Here is a 17694-nt window from a genome sequence, read left to right as displayed (position 1 = left end):
TGGATTAAAAAAAACATGAGCAGAAAAAAGACTGTCCTTTTGAGACAGCCTCTTTGTCATTTATTTAAACTGTTTATGCATCAATTTTAGCATATTTTGCATTCTTCTCGATAAATTCTCTTCTCGGTGGCACCTCATCTCCCATCAGCATTGAAAAAATACTGTCGGCTTCCACCGCATTATCAATGGTCACCTGTTTCAGGATCCTGTGCTCCGGATTTAGGGTGGTTTCCCAAAGCTGCTCAGGATTCATTTCCCCAAGACCTTTATAACGTTGAATTTCTACGCCTTTTCCGTCCGGAGCCATTTCCAGGGTAAATTCCTCACGCTCTTTCTCGTTATAGGCATATATTTTCTTGTTTCCTTTTTTCAATAAATATAAAGGAGGCTGGGCAATATAAATATATCCGTTTTCAATAAGCTCTTTCATATATCTGAAAAAGAAAGTTAGGATCAGAGTGGAAATGTGCGAACCGTCGATATCGGCATCGGTCATGATTACGATCTTATGATATCTCAGTTTAGAAAGGTTCAGTGCCTTGCTGTCTTCTTCTGTTCCTACAGAAACTCCAAGAGCAGTGTATATATTCCGGATCTCTTCATTATCATATACCTTATGAAGCATTGATTTTTCCACATTCAAAATCTTACCTCTCAGCGGAAGGATGGCCTGGAAATGTCTGTCTCTTCCCTGCTTAGCCGTTCCTCCTGCGGAATCTCCCTCCACAAGGAAGATCTCAGATTCTGCCGGATCTTTGGATGAACAGTCAGACAATTTTCCCGGAAGTCCGGAACCGCCCATAGGCGATTTTCTCTGAACCATCTCACGGGCTTTTTTGGCCGCTTGTCTGGCTTTTGCCGCCAGAACCACTTTCTGAACGATCTGTTTAGCTTCAGTAGGGTTTTCCTCCAGGAAATTGGTAAGCATTTCCCCTACGATCTTGTCTACCGCACCGGAAACTTCCGAGTTTCCTAATTTTGTTTTGGTCTGCCCTTCAAACTGGGGTTCCATTACTTTTACAGAAACCACAGCAGTTAAGCCTTCACGGAAATCATCACCGGTAATTTCCACCTTTTCTTTCTGAGGAATGCCTAAATCATCCGCATATTTTTTTAAGGTTCTCGTCAATGCCCGTCTGAAACCCGCCAGGTGGGTACCCCCTTCATGGGTATTAATGTTATTAACGTAAGAATGAAGGTTTTCATTGAACGAGGTATTGTAGCGCATAGCTACTTCAACGGGAATATCATCTCTTTCTCCTTCCATGAAGATCACATTCTCCATGATAGATTCCCTGTTGCCGTCAATATATTCTACAAACTCTTTCAATCCGCCTTCTGAATGGAAGGTTTCGGATACCGGAGTTCCGTTCTCATCCTTATTCCTTTCATCGGTAAGGGTGATCTTAATGCCTCTGTTTAGATAGGCCAGTTCCCTGAGCCTCGCTGCAAGGGTATCATAATTATATACCAATTCATTAAAGATAGAGCTATCCGGCTGAAAGAACTGCTTTGTACCTCTTCTGTCACTATCTCCTATCTGCTCTACCTCGGTAACGGCACGGCCTTTCTGATATCTCTGCTGGTAAACGTGTCCGTCACGGTATACGGTAGTAATCATATCCGTAGAAAGGGCATTCACGCACGATACCCCTACCCCGTGAAGACCTCCTGAAACTTTATAGGAGTCTTTATCGAACTTACCTCCGGCCCCGATCTTGGTCATTACTACCTCAAGGGCGGATTTCTGTTCTTTTTCATGGAAATCTACAGGAATACCTCTACCGTTATCACTTACTTCAATCGCGTTTCCTTCTTTAATGGTAACGGAGATCGTATCACAGTATCCCGCTAACGCCTCGTCGATTGAGTTATCCACTACCTCATAAACCAAATGGTGAAGACCTCTTGTCCCAACATCACCGATATACATTGAAGGTCTTAAACGTACGTGTTCTATCCCTTCTAATGATTGAATACTACTAGCTGTATATTGTTTCTGACTCATATCAAATTATAAAATCCTGCTCAATGCAAAGACCCACAAATATCGTGATTTTTTTCGACTTATGAAAGTTAAAATATATCAAAAATAGAGTTTTGATCATAAAAAAAGGTACTACAGCCGGCCGCTATAACAGCTCTTATTTTAGATTTAAAATCATCTTATAATGAGTCCTGAATTATGAAAAAATGAAACAAAAAGGAGTAAAGTTAATATACATTACGTTATATCTTACTGTTTTATATCATGCTAAATCTCAAAAATTTATGCGTAACTTTATTACTCAAAAGTTGAAATATGGATGATTTTATTGCTGCCCGTGCACAAATGGCCGTATCACTGGGTTTCCACATCATCTTTGCATGTGTAGGCATGGTGATGCCTTTTCTTATGGCCTTCGCCCACTGGAAATATCTAAAAACCAATAAAGAGATCTACAAAGGACTTACCAAAGCCTGGAGTAAAGGTGTTGCCATATTATTTGCCACCGGTGCCGTTTCGGGGACAATGCTTTCCTTTGAGCTGGGCCTTCTCTGGCCGGAATTCATGAAACATGCCGGGCCCATATTTGGGATGCCGTTTTCCCTCGAAGGGACGGCTTTTTTTATTGAAGCCATCGCCATCGGTTTTTTTCTTTATGGCTGGGACAGGTTCAACAAGTGGTTTCATTGGTTCTGCGGCTTTCTTGTGGGATTAAGCGGGCTGGCATCGGGCATTCTTGTGGTTGCCGCCAATTCCTGGATGAATTCTCCTGCCGGCTTTGATTATATCAACGGGCAATATTTAAATATCGACCCTATAAAGGCAATGTTTAATGATGCCTGGTTTCCGCAGGCCCTGCATATGGTTGTGGCTGCCTTTTGCGCCACGGGATTCGCCGTTGCCGGATTGCATGCCTATCTGATATTAAGGAAAAAAAATGTGGAATTCCATACCAAAGCGTTTAAAATTGCCGCAGGCTTTGCATTGCTGGGTGCATTCGGCGCTCCCCTGAGTGGTGATATTGCTGCAAAATCCGTAGCCCAGAGACAGCCGATCAAACTGGCTGCCATGGAAGCTCATTTTGAAACTGAAAAAGGAGCGGCATTCATTGTAGGTGGCATTCCGGATGAAGAAAAAGGCGAGGTAAAATACGCAGTGAAAATTCCGAAGATGCTAAGCTTTTTGGTAAGCGGCGATTTCAATTCTGAAGTGAAAGGACTGAATGATTTTCCGAGAGATGAATGGCCACCTGTAACCATAACTCATTATGCTTTTCAGATCATGATTTTCTTCGGGGTTGTGATGATCGGTATCGGGATGATCTATTTATATGCGTTGTTTTTCAGAAAAAGCTGGCTGGATAAAGCCTGGCTGCTAAAAACATTCCTGATTGCCACCCCTTTCGGGTACATTGCCCTGGAAGCCGGCTGGACGGTCACTGAAGTAGGAAGACAGCCCTGGATCATCTACGGGATCATGAGAACGATAGATGCTGTAACCCCGATGCCCGGGATTCAGTATTCATTTTATTTTTTCACCGCTATTTTCATATCCCTGTCAATGATCATTATTTTTCTTCTGGGAAGACAGGTGCGGATGGTTCCCAAGCTTTATGACCCTACAGATCCTCAGTTTAACGATAAAAACAAAAAGTTATGATTTATGTTGTCATAGGTTTCCTCTGGTTATCCATTTGCCTGTATGTTATTTTAGGCGGGGCAGATTTCGGGGCAGGTATCGTAGAACTCTTCACCCGCAAAAAAGCACGCCCTAAAACACAGGCGATCATGTACGAGTCTATTGCTCCGGTATGGGAAGCCAATCACATGTGGCTGATTATTGCCATCGTTATTCTTTTTGTAGGGTTTCCGGAAATCTATACCACATTATCCACCTATCTCCATATTCCGCTGGTCTTGATGCTTCTGGGAATTATTGCGAGAGGAACAGCCTTCACATTCAGACATTATGATGCCGTGCGGGACAACTGGCAGGTGGTATATACACAGATCTTTTATTTTTCCAGCCTCCTTACCCCGTTTTTCCTGGGCCTGATCGCTGCCGCTACGGTTTCTCATTCTATCAATCCGGATGCGACAGGCTTTTTAGACCTTTATATTTTCAGCTGGCTGAACTGGTTTGGGATAGCTGTGGGCTTATTCACCATTTCCATCTGTGCTTATCTGGCCTCCATATTTGCTCTGAGGGAAACAGTTGACAGGCTTGAATTAAATCTGATGATCAGAAAATCCAAACAGACCATGGTCTTTGTAGTGATTACGGGGATCCTGGTTTTCTTCACTGCCTATATTTCCGATATTCCTCTTCTCATGTGGGTTTTCTCGAAACCTCTTGGGATCATTGCCATCACTTTCGCTACGATTGCCCTTGGATTGATCTTTTACTGTATGAAAGAAAGAAAACTTTTACCGGTACGCGTTTTGGCGGGCTTTCAGGTAGTGATGATCCTGGTAGCAGCCACCTATCAGCATAATCCGGATATTATCCTGCTTGGAAACGGACAACACCTTTCCTTACTGGAGCATATAGACGCTCCCAAGACCATTTCCGCATTGGGATGGGCTTTAATTTTGGGTTCCGTCTTTATTTTACCGTTTCTTTTTTACCTGATGGCCTCATTCAGCAAGCAAAGGCGATAGTATCTGATGCTATTCAAATAAAAAATCCTCCGTTTGCTTATCTACGGAGGATTGTTTTATTGTGTTAAATCTGTCTGAGATATATTTTCCTGTTGATCTTAAATCCTGATCAACATGATTAAACCAGCTTCATCAAAAGATTCTCATCAATCTTTTCTACTTTCACCAGATTATTTTTGGTCAGGTTTTTTGAAGCCTTATCCCATTTTTTTCCGGAAAGCTGGCTTCTTTCCTTTACTTCAGCCAGGGCAAACGGCTCTTCCTGGGAATTCAGGATCTCAAGGATCACCTTTTCATCTTCCCCTAATTCTACCTGTGGCGTTGTTTTTTCAGGACGCATTTGCGGGAAGAACAACACTTCCTGTATAGAGGCGTTATTGGTCAGGAACATAGTCAGTCTGTCCATTCCGATCCCTAAGCCTGATGTCGGAGGCATCCCGTATTCCAGTGCTCTCAGGAAATCCTGATCAATGAACATCGCCTCATCATCTCCTTTTTCTGAAAGTTTCAGCTGTTCTTCAAAACGCTCTCTCTGGTCGATCGGGTCATTAAGCTCCGAATAGGCATTGGCAACTTCTTTTCCGCAAACCATCAATTCAAAACGCTCTGTCAGGCCTTCTTTGCTTCTGTGTTTTTTAGTCAGAGGTGACATTTCGATCGGATAATCTGTAATGAAAGTAGGCTGAATGAAGTTTCCTTCACATTTTTCCCCGAAAATCTCGTCGATAAGCTTTCCTTTACCCATGGTTTCATTGACTTCTATGCCTATGGACTTTGCAAAGTCATATAATTCCTGCTCTGTTTTGCCTGTAATATCAAAACCTGTAAATTTCTTAATGGCATCCGTCATTGAAATTCTTTCAAAAGGAGCTTTGAAATCAATCTCATGTTCCCCGAACTTCACTTTCGTTGTTCCATTTACCTGAATTGCGCAGTGTTCCAACAATTGCTCCGTAAAATTCATCATCCAGTTGTAGTCTTTATAGGCTACATAGATTTCCATTACGGTAAATTCAGGATTATGGGTTCTGTCCATTCCTTCATTCCTGAAGTTTTTAGAGAATTCATAAACACCATCAAAACCTCCAACGATCAGTCTTTTTAAATATAGCTCGTTAGCGATCCTTAAATACAATGGGATGTCCAGGGCATTGTGATGTGTAATGAACGGTCTTGCCGCAGCCCCTCCCGGGATGGACTGTAAAACCGGAGTTTCCACCTCAAAATATCCTGCCTCATTGAAAAAGTTTCTCATGGCGTTGAACAGCTTCGTTCTTTTTACGAAAACTTCTTTTACGCCCGGATTTACAATTAAATCCACATAACGTTGTCTGTATCTGAGCTCCGGATCATTGAAGGCGTCGTGAACCACTCCGTTTTCATCGGTTTTAGCCTGAGGAAGCGGCCTTAAGGATTTGGTAAGAAGAGTGAAATTCTTTACCATTACGGTCATCTCCCCTACCTGGGTTTTAAACAACTCTCCTTCAACGCCTATGATATCTCCTATGTCCAGAAGGTGTTTGTATATTTCATTATATAAGGTCTTATCCTCACCCGGACAGATCTCGTCCCTGTTAAAATATATCTGGATCTTGCCTTTAGAATCCTGCAATTCAGCAAAAGAAGCCTTTCCCTGGATTCTTCTTGACATTAACCTACCTGCAATCTTAACCTTCTTATTATCAGCGAAATTCTGCTTTATAGATTCTGTAGTATCTGTAATTTTATATTCATCTGCCGGGAATGCATTGATCCCCACTTCAACGAGCTTATTAAGCTTTTCTCTTCTAATTAGTTCTTGTTCTGATAATTGCATTTCTTATTTTTCTAAAAGCGTACAAATTTAGTGATAATTTATAAAATCTTTGATGAAAAAATAAATTAATAATTCCTTAGTGTTCAAACAATTATTCAGGATAAAAATCTGATAAGGAAAGCTTTTGTTCAATAAAAACATTGATCCCGGCATTCTTGCCCCGAACATTATAGTTCAAAAAACAGCGGAGACAGAGCCATTATCGGCGGATTTAATCAATAAGATCTTACGCTGGCAAGCTCAACTATGTTCGGGTTGCTGTTTTCATGGTCATTTCCTTCGGGCTCATTCCGGTATGCATCAAGCTTTTGGGAATCCGCCATTGAAAAGAGGCTGTCTCAAAAGGTAAATTAACGCTCTGAGAATCTCTTAAATGACAAAAGTTGTCAGACAGGAGTCCGAGAGAGGGGGTGCTTTTGAGACAGCCTCATATTTACGATTCAGAATTATTTCTTCTTTAAAGTTAAAATATATTCTACCATCTTCTTAGCATCTTCCTTGGATACCTGAGGGTGTGCAGACATAGGCACTCCTCCCCAAACTCCGCTTCCGCCTTCTATAATCTTGGAGGCCAGCATTTCCACATCTTTCTCAGAATATTTCTCCGCTATTTCCTGATAAGAAGGACCTATCAGCCTTTCATTAACGGAATGGCAGGCCGTGCAATCCTGTGTTTCAATGATCCGCTCGCCCGAAAGATTGCTTTTTGCAGGCTCAGAAGATGTAGCAGCGGTTTCAGAAGATGTAGTGGCAACCGGCGTACTTTCTTGTTTGGAACAGGAGAAAAAAAGTACTCCCAGACATCCTGTAAGAAACAGCTTTTTCATTATTTCTTGGAAATAGAATCTGTTTTAGAGGCTTCTGAAGGAACTGATACCGCGGCATTCACATCTGCCTCAGGCTTTTCTGTTTTCTTATTTGCAGAATCCACTACAGTAGGAGCTTCCGGTTCTTCCAGCATCGTATTGCTGTCTTGTAATGAATGATCTGGTTTTTTAGTACAGTTTACAACCAATAAACTTCCGATAAATGCGATTGCTAATACTTTTTTCATTATCTTTCTATAATTATTTAGGCAAAAATATAAAAAATAAACGTTCGGGCTCATGAAAAAACATTCACTTTCATGATATTTTATATGGCTTCAGGCATAATTATTATATTTAGCAAAATCAAATTCCTATGATTCTCATTTCAAAAATATTATTTTTTACAAGCCATCATGGCTTTTATACGGCAATCATTCTGGCTTTATTCTTTGGTTTACTTTTCGCTCTGACCAAAAAATGGTGGACCGTATTACCTGCTCTTCCTTTAGCTATTTTGAACGGAATTGGAGGACAGTTTTTTAACGCCTGGTTTTTAAATAAATACGGAATTGAAGGTACAGCCATCATTACCTCCGATATTGAGACCAGCTCCACTCTGAATGACCCTATATCCATGATTATGAGGCTATCGTAAGGAAACAGGACGGCAGCTACGTTTCTACTTTCTTTTCTACCACAACAGCCGCGATTTATCCTATAGAAAATGCCATCAGAATCCCCCGGTCGGGTGAGCCTTTTCCCGTAAAGTATATTCCGGGGTATGAAAAGAACATGGTCATCCTTTATTATCAGTCAGAAGAAGGAAAGGCTCTTAGGAAATACGAATTGCAGGCTCCGGTGAATGCAGCAAAGATCAAATATGAAGCTGATCCCTCGAATCCTGAATTTGTAGAAGAATATATTTCAGCGCTACAAGATTATCTGAAGGTTTACGACGATCAGGAATACAGGATCAGGCTTCAGGAATTACAAAATATGAGAAAATAAGGGATGTGACAGGATACCCGGAATTAAGTTTTTTTATTTTTTCCTGTTTTACTTTTTTATATTAAAAAATTATTTACATTTGTGCCATGCTAAAAAACAACAACAATATGTGGTGGTGGCTTTCAAACTCTTCGTCGGGTCTGAGCTGAAATCCTATTGTTGAATTATAACGAATAAAAGAAAAGCTATATAAAGACTTTGACGGACGCCGTTGAAGTCTTTTTTTATTAAATTCATATCAAAACAAAACGACAAATGTTCAATAAAAAAATTAAAATAAAAACTGTTTCAAAAAAAATGCTGGGAGATCTTCAGACTCCGATGAACATCTACCTCCGGATGCGGGACAAGTTCAGGGATACCATCCTGCTCGAAAGCTCCGATTCCAGGAATATTGACAATAATTTTTCCTTTATTGCCATTAATGCCGTTGCAGGAATCGAAATCAAAAACCTGAACGAGTTTGAAATAAAACTCCCCACAAAAGAACCTATCAAACAGTTCATCATCGATCATAATATCACAGAAGTTTTCAGGCAGTTCTGCGATATTTTTGAGTGCGAAAAAGCCAATGACCCCGTTGAAGAAACGGCACAGAGCCTGTTCGGGTATACAAGCTTTGAGGCTGTACAGTTTTTCGAAAATGTAGCTTTCAAAGCCCAAAGCCCCGAAGTGGAAATTCCCGTTCTCCGCTACAGACTTTATCAGTATGTGATTGCAATCAACCATTATAATGATGAGATGTACATCATTGAAAACCAGATTGACCATGTAAAATCTGAACTTTATTTACTGGAAAGCCTGATCAGAAACCAGAATGCAGTGATTTATCCTTTTGAAAAATCAGGTCAGGAAACTTCAAACCTAACGGATCGGGAATATACGGAGCTGGTACAGACAGCCCGGAAGCATTGCCTGAGAGGTGATGTGTTTCAGCTGGTCCTGAGCAGAAGATTCGAGCAGAAATTTCTGGGTGATGAGTTCAATGTTTACCGGGCCCTCAGAAATATCAATCCTTCGCCCTATTTATTCTTTTTTGATTATGGCAACTACAAATTATTCGGATCAAGCCCGGAAAGCCAGCTGATCATAAAAAACAATAAGGCGATCATCCACCCTATTGCCGGAACATTTAAAAGAACGGGCCATTTTGATATAGATCTGCAATCTATTGAGGCATTGAAGAATGACCCCAAAGAAAACGCCGAGCATACGATGCTTGTAGATCTGGCAAGGAATGATCTGGGAAAGCTTGGAAAGAATGTAACGGTTACCCGTTTAAAGGAAATACAGCTTTTTTCCCATGTGATCCACATGGTCAGTGAAGTTACTGCTGATTTACCGGAAAAAACCAATCCTTTTGAAGCAATCTCGGCAACTTTCCCGCAGGGTACCTTAAGCGGGGCTCCGAAACATAAGGCTCTTCAGCTTATCAATAAATATGAAAAAGATTCGCGCGGCTACTACGGGGGCTGTATCGGGATTATCGGTCTGAACGGGAACTGTAACCAGGCCATTATGATCAGAACATTCCTGAGCAAAAACAACACCCTGTATTATCAGGCCGGAGCAGGTCTGGTGGCCAACTCGGTGCCTGAAAAGGAACTGGAGGAGGTCAATAATAAACTGAATGCACTAAAGAAAGCAGTGGAAAAAGCTGCAAAAATCAGCTATTAATCAATAATCTGAAATACAAGGAAATGAGCGATAAAAAAGAATATAAAGCCAATAACTCCAATGCCGGAACCAGGGTTCTGGTCTTTGACAATTATGACAGTTTCACCTATAATCTCGTTCAGATCGTAGAAAAGATATTAAACGAGAGAGTGGATGTAGTGAGAAATGATAAAATCACTTTAGAAGAAGTCGGGAAATACGACAAAATAATTTTGTCTCCCGGTCCCGGGATTCCTGAGGAAGCAGGTATTTTGCTGGACCTGATCAGAGAATATGCCCCCACCAAAAGTATTCTGGGAGTTTGTCTCGGCCAGCAGGCCATCGCGGAAGCATTTGGCGGAAGCCTGATCAATCTTTCTGAAATTTTCCACGGTGTAGCTACCTCTGCCAGGCTGGTGAAGGACGGCACCAGGCTGTTCAAAAATCTTTCTTCCGGATTGGAGGTAGGAAGATATCACAGCTGGGTCGTAAATCCTGAAGGGTTCCCTGAAGAACTCGAGATCACCGCCGTAGACGAAAACGGAATGATCATGGCCCTGCAACATAAAAGATATGATGTACACGGCGTTCAGTTTCATCCGGAAAGCATTTTAACGCCCGACGGAGAAGTTATCATCAAAAATTTCCTTTTAAATTGAATATAACCCAACTTTCCTCAACCGTAAAATCCACACAAATGAAAGAAATCCTGCAATACCTTTTCAATCATCATACCCTGTCCAAATCCGAGGCAAAAGCCATCATGATTGAAATTGCACAAAATAAGTTCAGTGCTATAGAAGTAACCGCTTTTACCAGTGTTTTCCTGATGCGTAATATTACATTAAAGGAGCTTGAAGGCTTCAGAGAAGCCCTTCTTCAGATGGCCATACACGTGGCCCTGGATGCTTCGGATGCTATGGACATTGTAGGAACAGGCGGCGACGGGAAAAACACCATTAATATTTCCACTTTGGCCGGCTTTGTGGTGGCCGGGGCGGGACAGAAAGTGATCAAGCACGGAAATTACGGAGCTTCCACCGTTACCGGATCGTCAAACGTCCTGGAAGAACTGGGATATCATCTTAACAGTGATTCGGATAAGCTGAATAAAAGCCTGGAAAAAGCCAATATATGCTTTCTACATGCCCCCTACTTTCATCCTGCGCTCCAGTCCGTGGGCACATTACGAAGGGCTTTGGGGCTGAGAACGTTTTTCAATCTGCTCGGCCCGCTGGTAAACCCTGTTAAGCCCCGGTTTTCCATGATCGGGGTTTACAATCTGGAAATCGCCAGGATCTATCAGTATCTTTTACAAAAGGATCAAAGGGATTTTATTCTGGTTCACAGTATGGACGGATATGATGAGATCAGCCTTACCCATGACACCAAAATCATCACCAGGGACGGAGAGGAGATTTATTCAACGGAGGACCTCGGTTTTGATTCGGTAAGTCAGGAAAGCCTGAAAGCTGGAGAAACTTCCCAGGAAACAGCTAAAATATTCAGGGATATTTTACAGGGCAAAGGTACAAAACAGCAAAATTCCGTAGTTCTGGCCAATGCTTCCGTAGCCCTTTACCATACGCACAAGTTCGGAAGCTATCATGACTGCCTCCTGCTGGCGGAAGAAAGCTTAAAAAGCGGAAAGGCACTGAAAAGCCTGGAATTGCTGCTGGAGCATTAGGATTATGAGTTATAAGTTATGAATTATGAGTTGTGATTTTGCAGATAAATGACCAATTGCCGGATCCCATCCATATCCACAATCCCAACTTTACCAAATAAAAAAATACAATGACAATACTGGACAAAATCATAGAGAATAAAAAAGAGGAAATAATGGCCCGCAGTTCCCAAATTCCGGTTGAAAAACTAACAGATTCCGGATTTTTCAGACGAAAGATTTTTTCCTTAAAAGAATCCATTAAAAACCGGAACGGAATCATTGCCGAGTTTAAAAGACAATCCCCTTCCAAGGGAATCATCAATGATAAAGCCTCGCCTCTGTACATAACGTCAGCTTATGAGCATTTTGGCGCAAGCGGAGTTTCCATTCTTACCGATAAGGATTTTTTCGGGGGAAGCATTGATGATATCATACAGGTAAGGGATCATATCGGTATTCCGGTCCTTCGGAAAGATTTCATGATCGGGGAATATCAGTTTTATGAAGCCAAGAGCATAGGAGCGGATGCCGTTCTGCTGATTGCTGCCTGCCTTTCTCCTGCCCAGGTCCGTGAATTTACAGAGCTTTCTCATGAGCTGGGACTTGAAGTATTGCTGGAGATCCATACGGAAGAGGAACTGAAGCATTATAATCCGGAAATTGACATGGTTGGGATCAACAACAGGAATTTAAAGGATTTCAGGGTAGATTTACACCATTCCGCCCGGCTGAAAAGTCTGCTTCCGGCCAATGCCCTTACCGTTGCAGAAAGCGGAATCTACAGTATTGAGGATTTTTGTTATTTAAAGGATAAAGGATTTGACGGGTTTCTGATGGGAGAATATTTTATGAAGCAGGAAGACCCGGCTAAAGCCTTTGAAGATGTTATTAAAACAGCTTTACAGCACTAAAGAATGCAAGATGTACAAATCTGATATTTCAGCAATAGAGCCACCGTTGAAGCTCAAAGTATGCGGACTGACAAAGCCTGGCCAGATCCATGAACTGATACTCATGAATACAGATTTTCTAGGATTTATCTTTTATGGGAAATCGCCCAGATATGTTTTAAATCATATGAGTCTCGCCGATATTTCGCAGATATCCCACAGGGGAAAAGTTGGCGTCTTTGTCAATGAAAAAACAGAGAATATCCTACAGACAGCTGAAAAGGCCGGCCTGAATTTCATACAGCTGCATGGGGATGAAAATGAAAGCTTCATTTCAGGATTAAGAGAAAAGCTGGCTCCAGAAATACAAGTCATTAAAACTCTCAGAATAGGAAGCCATGAAATATCACTTAAAGATTATCTACCCGGTCCTTCCAGCAATACCGCGGATTATATCTTATTCGATACCGATAGCAGCAATTATGGCGGAACAGGGAAACAGTTTGACTGGAATGTTTTAAACGGCTTTGAAATTCCTTTACCCTATTTTTTAAGTGGCGGAATTTCAGAAGAAAATATTGAAAACATACAGATCCTGCACCGGAAGCCTTTTGCCATAGACATTAACTCCAGATTTGAAACTGAACCGGGGAATAAAGATATTCCCAAAATACAACAACTGAAATCTAAAATACATCAATGTGAATCATCTGATCAAAAACCCCGATGGGTTTGATAAGGGACAGAAGCATACTGAAATATGGACATTGCATCATGGAACGGAATAAAATCACGGAGGGCCTGACTCTTTCTTAACTATAAACTACACAAAAAATGAATTATAAAAACCCTGATAAACATGGATATTACGGAGAGTTCGGAGGAGCTTTCATCCCCGAAATGCTATATCCGAATGTAGAAGAACTGCAAAAGAATTACCTTTCAATCATAGAATCTGAAGATTTTCAGAAAGAATATCGGTACCTGCTGAAAAATTATGTGGGGCGGGCCACTCCGCTTTATCATGCGAAAAACCTGAGCCATAGATACGGGACCCGTATTTATCTGAAAAGAGAAGATCTCAACCATACGGGCGCCCATAAAATTAATAATGCTTTAGGACAGGTCTTACTGGCAAAGCGCCTGGGGAAAACACGGATCATTGCCGAAACAGGGGCCGGGCAACATGGCGTGGCCACCGCTACGGCCTGTGCCCTGCTCGGCCTGGAATGTATCGTCTACATGGGAGAGGTTGATATCCGCCGGCAAGCTCCGAATGTAGCCAGAATGAAAATGCTTGGCGCAAAAGTAGTTGCGGCAGCTTCAGGCTCAAAAACCCTGAAGGACGCAGTGAACGAAGCCTTAAGGGACTGGATCAACAACTCGGTTACCACCCATTATGTTATCGGAAGTGTGGTGGGCCCGCATCCTTTTCCTGATCTGGTAGCCAGATTCCAGAGTGTGATCTCAAAGGAGATCAAAGAGCAGCTTTATGAACAGACCGGAAGGGAAAACCCCGACTATATCGTTGCCTGTGTAGGAGGCGGAAGCAATGCGGCAGGAACCTTTTACCACTTTGTGGACGAGGAAAATGTAAAGATCATTGCTGCCGAAGCAGGAGGCTCGGGAATAGATTCGGGGAAGTCGGCAGCCACTACCTTTCTCGGAACTTTAGGTGTTCTGCATGGCAGCAAAAGCCTGGTGATGCAGACCCCCGACGGTCAGGTAATAGAGCCCTATTCCATCTCCGCAGGATTAGATTATCCCGGAATCGGGCCTTTCCATGCCAATCTGTTTAAAAAGAAGCGCGCAGAGTTTTTGAGCGTTAATGATGACGAAGCTCTGAAAGCCGCTTTTGAACTGACAAGATCAGAAGGAATCATTCCCGCCCTGGAAAGCGCACATGCATTGGCGGTCTTAGACCAAAGAAGCTTCAGTGAAAAAGATATTGTTGTCATTTGCCTCAGCGGACGCGGAGATAAGGATATGGAAACGTATTTGAATAATTATGAGTTATAAGTTTGATTTCTCACCTTATTTCTTTTCGCTTTAATTTTTTAATCTTTAAATAAATGAAATTACTTAACATATATTTTACGGCAGGCATCCCACAACTGGAAAATACAACAGAGATTATAAAATTAATTCAGGACTCAGGTGCTAATATGATAGAGATCGGAATGCCTTATTCAGATCCCGTAGCTGACGGCCCCGTGATTCAGAAAGCCCATGAACAGGCCCTGAAAAACGGAATGACAATGGAAAAGCTGTTCGCGCAATTAAGATCTGTTAAAAACGAAATTAAAATCCCTGTCATCCTTATGGGATATATCAATCCTGTTTTAAGCTTCGGTTTTGAAAATTTTTGCAAGGCATGCTCGGAAACAGCAGTATCAGGACTGATCATTCCTGATCTTCCTCCTTTTGAATTTGAAAGAAATTACCGTGAAATTTTAAAGAAATACAATCTTGACTTCACATTTCTGGTCACTCCCGAAACCTCTGACGAAAGGATATTGTATCTGGATTCATTAAGCTCAGGTTTTTTGTATGCTGTAAGTTCCTCCTCTACCACAGGCCATAAAAACGCACTTCTGAAAAACACGGATTACCTTTCCAGACTGGTCTCTCTGCCGCTTAAGAATCCCGTGATGATCGGCTTCGGGATTCAATCGAAAGAGGACTTTGCAAGTGTTACGGAAAAAGCAGCAGGAGGGATTATCGGGACCGCTTTTGTAAACATTCTTCTGGAGGATAAAGATTGGAAGAAAAATGCCATAGATTTTGTCAATTCCATAAAGGGTAAAAATTCACTAAATTTGTACAATCAATAAAGGGTATGAATACAAATCAGAATAAAGTAGTAGAATTTGAAGATTTAGGCATAAGGGAATATCAGTCCGCCTGGGATTATCAGGAAAAGCTGATGAAAGGTATTATCGATACCAAAATCAGGAACCGTGATCTGCCGGCTGAGGAGCACAGGATCACTCCGAACCATCTGCTTTTTGTAGAACACCCTCATGTCTACACTTTAGGTAAAAGCGGCCACGAGGAAAATATGCTGGCAGGAATTGATCAATTAAAGGAAATTGATGCTACTTTTGTAAAAACCAACCGGGGTGGAGACATTACCTATCACGGTTACGGGCAGATTGTCGGCTACCCGATCCTGGACCTTGAAAATTTCTTTACGGACATCCATCTATATATGCGAAACCTTGAAGAGGTCATCATCAGGACCATAGGTGACTTCGGATTGAAGGGCGAACGTTCAAAGGGTGAAACGGGCGTATGGCTGGATGTCGGAAAGCCTTATGCCAGAAAAATCTGCGCTATGGGTGTAAAAGCTTCCCGCTGGGTAACCTTGCATGGTTTTGCCTTGAATGTCAATACGGATATGCGTTACTTTGAATACATCATTCCCTGCGGCATCAAAGATAAACAGGTAACCTCATTAAAAAGGGAACTGGAAAGGGAACTGACCGTCGAAGAAATGGAAGAGGTGAAAACAAAGATCAGAAGGCATTTCGCAGATGTCTTCGGTGCCGAACTGGTGGATAAATAATCCCGGTCTGCCTTTATTCGGATATTATGCCCGGTCATTTTATCTTTTGAAAAGCATCTACCTTCTGGTACGCATCATTTTTCTCTTTTTCTTTTTTATCCGAAATCAGGATACCGGAGAGGTGGTCAATTTCATGCTGGAAAATCACTGCGGTAAATCCCTCCACGATTTCTGAGTATTTCTGGCCCTTTAGATCAGCATACTCCAATTGAATAACTTTGCTCCTGTAAAACTGATCCCTGAATTCGGGGATCGACAGGTCTCCTTCCGGCCCAAGATTCTGCAATTCTGATTTCCAGACAATGACAGGATTGATAAAATATTCCAGAGGATGCCCGTCTTTATCAAAACGCTGGACCCAGATCACTTTCCGGTTGATACCGACCTGTGGCGCTGCAATTCCTACTCCTCCGGCAGTGGAAAGAAGGGACAGCTTCATCCTTTTCACCAGGGTAACGGTATTGGGATCCAGCGGATCTATTTCCGTAGAAAGATTCAGCAGGGTTTTATGCTGATGCTCATCGGTAACCTGATAAATCGGCAAAGCAGCATTGATATCTCCTCCGTTGATGATGGAAAGCTCATCCGAAGTTAGTTTCTGGGCATTGATAAGGCTTATGAAAAAGAGTAACAACAGAGGTATTTTCTTCATATTCTTTTTTTTGAAACAAATATAAATTATTGACGGGAATTTCGTAGCTTCATTATCCTGAAACCGGTACTATACGCTTAAGTAACCCACATTTCAGAAAGTCTTCGTCATATCCGCCGGAATAACCAGATTAAAATCTGTTGGGACATAGTCCTTATCAGGAATTTTCAGATCCGGATCCTCAGATTCAAAGACAGAGATCACTGCCATTTTAATATGCGGATCTTTTTGCCTGATATACCAGTATATCCCTCCAAATTCTTTGGTATGATAATTTCCGTTGTAGTGGATGAAAATTTTTCCCGGCTGCCTGTTTTTCAGGATAGATTCGGCCATCGTTGCATCCTTTGTAGCCTGTGCCGAGATAAAGTTCATCACTTTGGTTCCTTCCGCATGGTCTCCCATCATCGCTTTCATTTCAGGATATCCCGGTGTCTCCAGGCTTACCCTGATCGGCAATTCTGCCATATAGCCCTTTTCTTTTTCGCTCAGCCTGTTTAAGGATTCCAGACCTTCCTTAGCCGTTTGAGAGGCGTATCTCCTCGGAATATTCGTTGCAATGAAGCTGAGCTTTTTACTTCTGGCAAAGTCTACCAAAGGTTTGTAATCGGTGGTATAATTGTTCCACAGACGTGCAGAATCTTTCAGGGCTCTGGCATCGATTTTCCCATTAAGGTACTGGTCGAGCTGGGCCTGGTTATCCCTCTCAAACATCTCCGCTCCTAAAATAACCTGTCCCCCGGTCCTTTCATACAACGCTTCTGTTACTTTCAGCTGAAGCCAGTGAATGATGGAACTGTTATGATTTTCACCAAAGAAAACCACATCGTATTCAGCCAGCTCTCTGATCAGCTTATCCGTTCCGATCTTCCTGCCTTTCTGGTTATAAAACTGATATGCCCTGAAGTCCTGAGCCTTTAGGGAATAAAAGCATACCAGCAATATCGTTATGAAAATATTCTTGGTCATTGTCATTTTG

Annotated in this window: 18 protein-coding genes; 12 read left to right on the top strand and 6 right to left on the bottom strand. The window is 41.9% G+C overall.

The features are described 5' to 3' along the window. Positions 1 to 73: 73 nt before the first annotated feature. On the bottom strand, positions 74 to 2008 hold the full coding sequence (gene gyrB, locus ABMQ40_RS07445; protein ID WP_370898113.1) for a DNA topoisomerase (ATP-hydrolyzing) subunit B: 1935 nt from the start codon (positions 2006 to 2008) through the stop codon (positions 74 to 76). A 294-nt stretch (positions 2009 to 2302) separates the two neighbouring features. Here gyrB and ABMQ40_RS07440 point away from each other — a divergent pair, with 294 nt between their 5' ends. Both ABMQ40_RS07440 and ABMQ40_RS07435 read left to right on the top strand, forming a co-directional pair. After that, positions 2303 to 3646, top strand: a complete 1344-nt coding sequence (locus ABMQ40_RS07440; protein ID WP_370898112.1) for a cytochrome ubiquinol oxidase subunit I — start codon at positions 2303 to 2305, stop codon at positions 3644 to 3646. Further along, positions 3643 to 4647 (top strand): cytochrome d ubiquinol oxidase subunit II, encoded by a 1005-nt coding sequence (locus ABMQ40_RS07435; RefSeq protein ID WP_370898111.1) that lies wholly within the window; start codon positions 3643 to 3645, stop codon positions 4645 to 4647. The genes ABMQ40_RS07440 and ABMQ40_RS07435 overlap by 4 nt, the downstream gene beginning before the upstream one ends. A 118-nt stretch (positions 4648 to 4765) precedes the next feature. Here the strand turns inward: ABMQ40_RS07435 and lysS are convergent, their stop codons facing one another. The 3 genes from lysS to ABMQ40_RS07420 all read right to left on the bottom strand — a co-directional run bounded on the left by lysS (position 4766) and on the right by ABMQ40_RS07420 (position 7517). Next, the gene (gene lysS / locus ABMQ40_RS07430; RefSeq protein WP_370898109.1) at positions 4766 to 6463 is read right to left on the bottom strand and encodes a lysine--tRNA ligase; all 1698 of its coding nucleotides are present in this window, start codon (positions 6461 to 6463) and stop codon (positions 4766 to 4768) included. Positions 6464 to 6909: 446 nt separating this feature from the next. Further along, positions 6910 to 7290 (bottom strand): c-type cytochrome, encoded by a 381-nt coding sequence (locus ABMQ40_RS07425; RefSeq protein ID WP_370898107.1) that lies wholly within the window; start codon positions 7288 to 7290, stop codon positions 6910 to 6912. Then, positions 7290 to 7517: a hypothetical protein gene (locus tag ABMQ40_RS07420; RefSeq protein WP_370898105.1), complete on the bottom strand. Its 228-nt coding sequence runs from the start codon at positions 7515 to 7517 to the stop codon at positions 7290 to 7292. Before ABMQ40_RS07420 ends, ABMQ40_RS07425 begins: the two co-directional genes overlap by 1 nt. Positions 7518 to 7645: 128 nt before the next feature. Here ABMQ40_RS07420 and ABMQ40_RS07415 point away from each other — a divergent pair, with 128 nt between their 5' ends. The 10 genes from ABMQ40_RS07415 to lipB all read left to right on the top strand — a co-directional run bounded on the left by ABMQ40_RS07415 (position 7646) and on the right by lipB (position 16063). Beyond that, positions 7646 to 7927, top strand: coding sequence for a hypothetical protein (locus ABMQ40_RS07415; RefSeq protein ID WP_370898103.1), 282 nt, complete (start codon positions 7646 to 7648; stop codon positions 7925 to 7927). 137 nt (positions 7928 to 8064) lie between these two features. Beyond that, complete coding sequence (locus ABMQ40_RS07410; protein WP_370898101.1) at positions 8065 to 8280, top strand: hypothetical protein; 216 nt, start codon at positions 8065 to 8067, stop codon at positions 8278 to 8280. A gap of 255 nt (positions 8281 to 8535) precedes the next feature. Continuing rightward, positions 8536 to 9957 (top strand): anthranilate synthase component I family protein, encoded by a 1422-nt coding sequence (locus ABMQ40_RS07405; RefSeq protein WP_370898099.1) that lies wholly within the window; start codon positions 8536 to 8538, stop codon positions 9955 to 9957. Positions 9958 to 9980: 23 nt separating this feature from the next. Beyond that, the gene (locus ABMQ40_RS07400; RefSeq protein ID WP_370898097.1) at positions 9981 to 10595 is read left to right on the top strand and encodes an anthranilate synthase component II; all 615 of its coding nucleotides are present in this window, start codon (positions 9981 to 9983) and stop codon (positions 10593 to 10595) included. 38 nt (positions 10596 to 10633) lie between these two features. Next, positions 10634 to 11623 carry an anthranilate phosphoribosyltransferase gene (trpD, locus tag ABMQ40_RS07395; RefSeq protein ID WP_370898095.1) on the top strand — a complete coding sequence of 330 codons (990 nt, stop codon included), beginning with the start codon at positions 10634 to 10636 and terminating at the stop codon, positions 11621 to 11623. A gap of 110 nt (positions 11624 to 11733) precedes the next feature. Next, complete coding sequence (trpC, locus tag ABMQ40_RS07390; RefSeq protein WP_370898093.1) at positions 11734 to 12516, top strand: indole-3-glycerol phosphate synthase TrpC; 783 nt, start codon at positions 11734 to 11736, stop codon at positions 12514 to 12516. Positions 12517 to 12526: 10 nt separating this feature from the next. Beyond that, entirely contained in the window at positions 12527 to 13231 is a 705-nt protein-coding gene (locus ABMQ40_RS07385) for a phosphoribosylanthranilate isomerase (protein WP_370898091.1), read from the top strand. Positions 13232 to 13329: 98 nt separating this feature from the next. Beyond that, complete coding sequence (gene trpB, locus ABMQ40_RS07380; protein WP_370898089.1) at positions 13330 to 14514, top strand: tryptophan synthase subunit beta; 1185 nt, start codon at positions 13330 to 13332, stop codon at positions 14512 to 14514. Positions 14515 to 14567: 53 nt separating this feature from the next. Then, positions 14568 to 15329: a tryptophan synthase subunit alpha gene (gene trpA / locus ABMQ40_RS07375; protein ID WP_370898087.1), complete on the top strand. Its 762-nt coding sequence runs from the start codon at positions 14568 to 14570 to the stop codon at positions 15327 to 15329. 5 nt (positions 15330 to 15334) lie between these two features. Continuing rightward, a complete protein-coding gene (gene lipB, locus ABMQ40_RS07370) occupies positions 15335 to 16063 on the top strand; it encodes a lipoyl(octanoyl) transferase LipB (protein ID WP_370898085.1) in 729 nt (242 codons plus the stop codon). Between the two features lie 34 nt (positions 16064 to 16097). Here the strand turns inward: lipB and ABMQ40_RS07365 are convergent, their stop codons facing one another. Together ABMQ40_RS07365 and ABMQ40_RS07360 are read right to left on the bottom strand one after the other, a co-directional pair. Next, positions 16098 to 16715, bottom strand: a complete 618-nt coding sequence (locus tag ABMQ40_RS07365; protein WP_370898083.1) for a peptide deformylase — start codon at positions 16713 to 16715, stop codon at positions 16098 to 16100. 93 nt (positions 16716 to 16808) lie between these two features. Beyond that, the gene (locus ABMQ40_RS07360) at positions 16809 to 17684 is read right to left on the bottom strand and encodes a ChaN family lipoprotein (protein WP_370898081.1); all 876 of its coding nucleotides are present in this window, start codon (positions 17682 to 17684) and stop codon (positions 16809 to 16811) included. Positions 17685 to 17694 lie beyond the last annotated feature (10 nt).

It is taken from the genome of Chryseobacterium gossypii (genome assembly GCF_041361455.1).
Taxonomy (GTDB): domain Bacteria; phylum Bacteroidota; class Bacteroidia; order Flavobacteriales; family Weeksellaceae; genus Chryseobacterium; species Chryseobacterium gossypii.
Note: the sequence above shows the minus strand (reverse complement) of the source record. Positions and strands in the feature narration are given on the sequence as shown.